Raw genomic sequence first — 6,295 nt, 5'->3', positions numbered from 1 at the left:
GGCCGTCAGACGGACCGCTCCTGCTCCTTGCACTCATCGAGGGGGCAACTGCTGCAATAGCCGACGCCAGGCAGGCGATAGCGAATGCAGCAGATGCGCCTGAGGCGCTGCGGCTCGTCCTCGCCGATTTCCTGGTAATGCACGGGGGCGAACAAGGGGTTGCGTCGCCCGTTGGGGCGCAGGCGAGCGTTCAGGATCTCTCTGGCCGGTGCGGTGCTGTGGGCGTTGGCCAGCGGGTGCAGGTCGATACGGCTGGTGACGAACTCGAAGGTATTGCCGGCATTGCTCCAGAACAGTCGGGGCGATGCCCGGGAGGCACTGACCAGGATTTCGATGACGGGCTCCAGATGGTCCTCGATCAGGGTATGGAATCTTTCGAAGGCGGTGCCGGGAGGCAGGGGGTGGCCGGCATGGGACAAGTGCAATGCCTGCGGTCTGGCGTCGTTACCCAGTTGGATTCCAGTGTCGCCGAGCGCCAGGGGCAGGTCCCAGTGCTGGAGCAGGTTGGCGGCCATCACCGGTGCCAGGAACGTGCTGAAGTACCACTTGGACCACAGTGAAACCAGGGCCAGGCGCTCATCGGTCTTGTACCGCGTCTGCAACTCGTCGACGAAAGCGTTGAAATGCCCGGGCTGGAAGAATCTCTCGCCCGGTACGTCCGTTCGAGGATGGCTGCGCAGTTGCAGCTTTTCACCATGGTCGGCCAGCGGACCGGTGAACAGCGGGGCAAGGCTGGGAATCATCGACTCATCCGTGGACCGCGTATTGAGAGCGGTTATCGTTCAGAAGGGCTCGAAGTATAAACAGGGCGTTGCGGTCTTGCGACTGTTCATCGTCGAGAAGAATTTTGAGAAGCAAGCGAATATTTTAAAAATATTAATGAGAATCGATACCATTAGTATTGTATCGTAGAACCCTCCCGTCATACCCCAAGGAGCAAGCAATGAGTTTGGACAGCCCGGATACCCGTTTTCTGGTTGTAGTCAACGAGCAGGAGCAATACTCAATCTGGCCGGATTATCGAAGTGTTCCCGATGGCTGGCGCGCGCTCGACGTCGAAGGCAGCAAGCAAGAGTGCCTGGACCATATCGAAAAGGTCTGGACCGACATGCGCCCGCTGAGCTTGCGCCAGGCCATGCAGGAACAAGGACAGGGCTGATCGCCCGCGACAGAGTTTCTTCACTCAGGGATTCAATATGGAAAGCGTCCAGCCCCGTCTATCTTCCAGCGCAACCTTCACACTGGAACAGTTTCGCCAGCAAGCGCCGCGTGAACTCAACACCAACCCGTACCTGCAACGCCAGGCCGCCCGTGAGTCGAATGCGCGGTCTTACCCGCGGCGTATTCCGTTGGCGCTGCAAGAGGCCCATGGCCTCTATGTCCGCGATACCCAGGGGCAACTGTTCATGGATTGCCTGGCAGGGGCGGGGACGCTGGCGCTGGGGCACAATCACCCGGTCGCCATTGCGGCCATGCGGCAAACGCTCGACTCGGGTTTGCCCTTGCATACCCTGGATCTCACGACACCGGTCAAGGATCGTTTCGTCGAAGACCTGTTCGATGCGCTGCCGGAAAACTTTGCCCGTCATGGGCGCATCCAGTTTTGCGGTCCGACCGGTGCCGATGGCATCGAGGCGGCATTGAAACTGGCCAGGACGGCCACCGGACGTAAACCGATCCTGTCGTTCTCCGGCGGCTATCATGGCATGACGCTTGGCACATTGAGCCTGATGGGCAACCTGGGGCCGAAGCAGGCACTGGGCTCGATGATGGCTGACGTGCAGTTCCTGCCGTATCCCTACGACTACCGTTGCCCGTTCGGCATCGGCGGCGAAGCCGGTATCGATGCAGGCCTGCATTTTATCGAGCAGTTGCTCGGCGACCCGGAGTCGGGTGTATTGCCTCCCGCGGCCGTGGTGGTCGAAGTCGTGCAGGGCGAGGGCGGAGTGATCGCGGCGCCGATCCGCTGGCTCCAGGGCCTGCGCCAATTGACCCGCAAGTTTGGCGTGGCCCTGATCATCGATGAAGTGCAGACCGGCCTGGGTCGTACCGGCAAGCTGTTCGCTTTCGAGCACGCGGATATCGAGCCGGACATCCTCGTGCTGTCCAAAGCCATCGGAGGAGGATTGCCGTTGGCCGTGATGGTGTACCGCGAAGAACTCGATACCTGGAAACCAGGCGCCCATGCCGGCACATTCCGCGGCAATCAGATGGCGATGGCGGCGGGGGCGGCGACGCTGCGCCACATCATCAGTGAAAACTTGCCAGGGCACGCCGATGTCATGGGGCAACGACTGATGGCGCATCTGCGTCGGTTGCAAGGCGATTACGCGTGCCTGGGCGATGTGCGTGGCCGAGGCCTGATGGTGGGGGTGGAGATCGTCAGCGATAAGCCGAGTGATACTCGCGTACCGGCTGCGGATACGGCCCTGGCCCAGGCCATCCAGCGTCAGTGCCTGCGTCTGGGGGTCATTCTGGAGCTGGGAGGGCGCCATGGGGCCGTTGTGCGATTCCTGCCGCCGTTGATTATCCAGCCTGAGGAAGTTGACGTATTGGTCGAGCGCTTCCGGGTTGCCTTGGTCAATGCTCTGGAAGAGGTCAAGGGAAGGGCGCTGCACATTGCGTGAAGCAGGGCGCTAACGCCTGAAGCAATGCCCCGACTTGTCGGGGCATTGCTTTTCAGCCCCGAGGCCCGCGCTACGCTGATTGGAGCTGAGCTTCGATTGCGTCCTTGTCGATGACCGACCAGACCTCGTGGATCCTGCCGTCCTTGAACGCGTAGAAGACATTTTCCGCGAACGAAATTCTTTTTCCATCCACCGTAAGGCCCATGAATTCCCGAATTGGCGTGCAGTTGAATACCAGGCGAGCCGCTACCTTGGGAGGATCGATCACCAGGAATTCCATTGCAAAGTGCAAGTCAGGGATATCCCGATAGTTCGCTTCCAGCATGCTCCGATAGCCATACAGGCCTAACGGTCTTGCGTTGTGAACCACATCCTCGTGCACAAAATGGCCCAGGCTTTCCCAATCCTGTGCATTCAGGCAGCCAAGGTAGTCGCTATAAAGATCGGCAAGATTCAAGGGCATGGGAACGTTTCTCCGCTATGTGTCTGTTCGCAGAGCTTAGTCACACTGTGCCGAGTCATATCATTGCCCGAGCCATGGCGTCTATAGAGCGTCGGTTTATGCGCTCGACGGCTCAAGCTGCAACAGTTCCCGCGCATTCGCCAGGCTGACCTGCTGCGTTCGCTCACTGCCTAATCCCATTCGCTCGAACCACAGCAAGCTGTCTACCTGCCATTGTTCGATATCAGGCTGCGAAGTCTGGCCCAGGTCGGAACTGTAGAGCGCCCTGGGTACGTCGTGTAGAACCTTGCTGAAGTCTTCCCATGGCTGATAGCCGAGCAGATAGGTCAGGGCGGTTTGTTCGGTGTACACCATGGGCGCTTGCGCCAGTTCCAGCAGGGCGCTGGCGTCCAACCCGGTCAAGGGATTCGCCGGCTGGTTGAGCATCAATCTGGGCACATCCAACCGCACGGCTGCGTCTATCAACAAACGGACTTCCTGAGCGTCGGCATGGCCGGTGGAGATGACGATCGGGTAGTCCCGGGCCATTCGCAGTACATCCACGGTCTGTGGGTTCAATTTCCCCTCCTGGCTGACTGTCAGCGGCCGGATCGGGTATTGATCCAGAATCCAATGACCGCTGTTGCGCTTGAGGCGGGACTGGTGGGTGCGGCCCGTGACGGTGGGAAGGTGGACGATCAGCCGGGCTTCGCTGTCCCCGTGATGGCACAGCGAACGCTGCACTACCCTGAAATCGATACCGCCGGCGATTTCGTTGAGCACCACAGAGCCCGAGACCGGAAGCCCTTCCTGCCGGGCCTCCCAGGCTTGCGCAGCGCTGCAGCCCAGGTGATTCTTCAGTACCACCCAGCCGTTCAACGAGCGGTAGCGACGACCCGCCTCCATCACGCCGTGGCGCCGCAGGTAGGCGTCGGGACCTGCGTGATAATGCACGTCGATAAAGGCAGCCTCGAGCAAACGCCGTGGGTGGTTCATGCGGCCACCTCCAGGTCGATACCCAAGTGGTCGCGCACGGTGCGCATGACCAATGCGGGCGCGTCGAGCAATGGGCGCATGCCGCCGTCGGGGATGGATAACCGATAGTGGCGTGCCTGCTCGTTGACATGCACATTGATACCTCGCACGAGCTGTGACTGTTCGCCATAGACGGTCAATAACGCACCGGCAAAGCTGTGGCTGGCTTGCCGCAGGTCGAGGCGATTGAGCAGCCGGAAACCCAAGTGCAGGCGTCTGGCCTGGAGTGCGGCGCTGGCCTGGTCGATGTCGATTGGTGCGCTGGGGCGTATCCGGGTCGCCGGTTGTACGAGTTGATCGAGCAGTTGGAGCGCTTGCTCGAGCTCGCCGAGCAGCGCCAGATCAGCCATTCTTCCCAGTCGACCGTCAAGAATTCCATCCGCCAGGGCAGGCGAGGACAGCAACAGCACGTTGCTGACATGGGGCGCGAGACTGCTGCCCAGCAGTGCCTGGACGACTGCGCCACCCAGGGCCGAGCCCACCAGCAGATCGATCTGGCCCAGGCCGGACAACACTGGCTGCCAACGTTTGGAAAAATCCTCGAGCGATTCGTTTTCGTCGGCCAGTAGCGATAACGTGTCGAATATAACCACCCGGTAACCCGCTTTTACCAGTGGGGCGATCATGGGGTTGAAGAACTGTCCTTCATCCCAAACAGGCATGACCGGCGACATCACCACCGCCAGTTGATTGCCATCGCCCCATTGGCTGCTGACTGCATTGGACGTTTGCATAATCTTTCTCCCGGATGATCAGGCGATTTTGTCGAGAGCCAACAGTTGCTGGCTGTTGCGCAAGATCCGCGTGGTTTCGCTCAACAGGTCGTGGACGATCTGGCGGGCGGGTTTGATGTCCCCCACCAGATCCAGAACTTCACCTGCCCAGATCGCCCGCTGGTCGAGGTCGTCCGCGAGGACAGCCCTGGCGTAGTCCTGGCGGATCGAGTCCGGCGCCTCTCGCAGCGCCTCGTCGCGGCCCAGCCAAGCTTGCGAAAATTGGTTCGCAATGGCCCGCCCGCTATAGTGTTCAGGCCATTCGATGCCGCGCACCAGATCGAAAATTCGCGTGCGCACCGTGTCCGACGTACAGGATTCGATCAGGCGCTTCTTGAACGCGTTCGAGGGCAGGGCCTCCTCGGACGCGAGGAAACGTGTGCCTAGCATGACCCCGTCGGCCCCCAGCATCAGGGCTGCCGCCATGCCACGCCCATCTGCGATGCCTCCGGCTGCAATCAGCGGAATCTTGTCGCCGATCAGATCCTGCACGGCGGGCAACAGGGGCATCAGGCCGCGACGCAAGCTGTGTCCGCCGGCCTCGGCACCTTGGACGATCAACGCATCGGCGCCGGCGTCCAGGGCCGCACGGGCCTGGTCCAGTTCATGGATTTGCACGATGGCTTTCGCGCCAGCCCGATGGATGATTGGCACGAATGCCGACGGATCGCCAAATGACAATGCGACAGTGCTTGGTCCGTATTCCAGGGCCAAGTCCAGCAGCGCCATGTTTCGGGCCACGGTGAACATCACCAGGCCAACGCCCCATGGCTGCTTCAGTTCCCGCATGGGCGCCAGCTCGGTGCGCATCCACTGCTCGTCGCCATAGCTGGCGCCTACCAGCCCCAACCCTCCGGCTTTGGAAACCGCGGTGGCCAGCCTTGCCCCCGAGGCCCCGCCCATCGGCGCGAGGACGATAGGGTGGGAAATATTGAAGCGTTGTGTGAGGCGCGTGGTGAGATCAGCCATATCGATACTCCTTTTCTTTGGCGGGCGGGCCGGTGCGGGCCTGCCCGTTCTGGCTTTTGGATTCACTCAGCGATGAGTGCCGCGGTCAGCGCCTGGGGGATGTAATCGCTCACCTGGTAAAGGTGGAACTCCCAGGTCCCGGTGTCCTTGAGCCCTGAGTAACGCGACATGAATGACTCGTCGTGAAACAACGAGTCGAAGGCGTCCTTGCTGCTCCATTGCGCCTGGTTGATGACCGTTTTCCCATCGAGGCTTTTGTACAGTCGGCTCCATTGGAAGGCCGGGTAGGTTTGCGCCACGTACCGGACGGTATCGCGGAGGACGGCGAGGGCGGCATCTTGCTGGCCTGGGTTCACATGGACGACGTTCACCAGAAAAATGGCCTGGTCTTCATCCGATGCGGGCACCTGGAATTGTTCGATCTGAGTCATGAGTCATTCTCCTCGGGA

General features: G+C 60.7%; 8 protein-coding genes. 2 read left to right on the top strand and 6 right to left on the bottom strand.

Annotation, left to right across the window (positions count from 1 at the left end):
- Positions 1 to 5: 5 nt before the first annotated feature.
- Positions 6 to 743: a siderophore-iron reductase FhuF gene (gene fhuF / locus LCU97_RS17980; protein WP_232777365.1), complete on the bottom strand. Its 738-nt coding sequence runs from the start codon at positions 741 to 743 to the stop codon at positions 6 to 8.
- 200 nt (positions 744 to 943) lie between these two features.
- Here fhuF and LCU97_RS17975 point away from each other — a divergent pair, with 200 nt between their 5' ends.
- Together LCU97_RS17975 and LCU97_RS17970 are read left to right on the top strand one after the other, a co-directional pair.
- The gene (locus tag LCU97_RS17975; RefSeq protein ID WP_232777364.1) at positions 944 to 1,159 is read left to right on the top strand and encodes an MbtH family protein; all 216 of its coding nucleotides are present in this window, start codon (positions 944 to 946) and stop codon (positions 1,157 to 1,159) included.
- 37 nt (positions 1,160 to 1,196) lie between these two features.
- Positions 1,197 to 2,627 carry a diaminobutyrate--2-oxoglutarate transaminase gene (locus LCU97_RS17970; RefSeq protein WP_232777363.1) on the top strand — a complete coding sequence of 477 codons (1,431 nt, stop codon included), beginning with the start codon at positions 1,197 to 1,199 and terminating at the stop codon, positions 2,625 to 2,627.
- Between the two features lie 70 nt (positions 2,628 to 2,697).
- On the opposite strand, the gene LCU97_RS17965 is transcribed toward LCU97_RS17970, so the two are convergent.
- From LCU97_RS17965 to LCU97_RS17945, 5 genes are all read right to left on the bottom strand, one after another.
- On the bottom strand, positions 2,698 to 3,090 hold the full coding sequence (locus LCU97_RS17965; protein WP_232777362.1) for an ester cyclase: 393 nt from the start codon (positions 3,088 to 3,090) through the stop codon (positions 2,698 to 2,700).
- Between the two features lie 96 nt (positions 3,091 to 3,186).
- Positions 3,187 to 4,065, bottom strand: coding sequence for a DUF6282 family protein (locus LCU97_RS17960; protein ID WP_232777361.1), 879 nt, complete (start codon positions 4,063 to 4,065; stop codon positions 3,187 to 3,189).
- Positions 4,062 to 4,838: an alpha/beta hydrolase gene (locus tag LCU97_RS17955; RefSeq protein ID WP_053154114.1), complete on the bottom strand. Its 777-nt coding sequence runs from the start codon at positions 4,836 to 4,838 to the stop codon at positions 4,062 to 4,064. The genes LCU97_RS17960 and LCU97_RS17955 overlap by 4 nt, the downstream gene beginning before the upstream one ends.
- An 18-nt stretch (positions 4,839 to 4,856) precedes the next feature.
- On the bottom strand, positions 4,857 to 5,846 hold the full coding sequence (locus LCU97_RS17950; protein ID WP_053154111.1) for an NAD(P)H-dependent flavin oxidoreductase: 990 nt from the start codon (positions 5,844 to 5,846) through the stop codon (positions 4,857 to 4,859).
- 62 nt (positions 5,847 to 5,908) lie between these two features.
- The gene (locus LCU97_RS17945; RefSeq protein ID WP_053154108.1) at positions 5,909 to 6,277 is read right to left on the bottom strand and encodes an antibiotic biosynthesis monooxygenase family protein; all 369 of its coding nucleotides are present in this window, start codon (positions 6,275 to 6,277) and stop codon (positions 5,909 to 5,911) included.
- Positions 6,278 to 6,295: the final 18 nt, after the last annotated feature.

This window comes from Pseudomonas uvaldensis, from assembly GCF_021271205.1.
GTDB lineage: Bacteria > Pseudomonadota > Gammaproteobacteria > Pseudomonadales > Pseudomonadaceae > Aquipseudomonas > Aquipseudomonas uvaldensis.
This window is presented reverse-complemented; position numbering and strand designations above follow the sequence as displayed.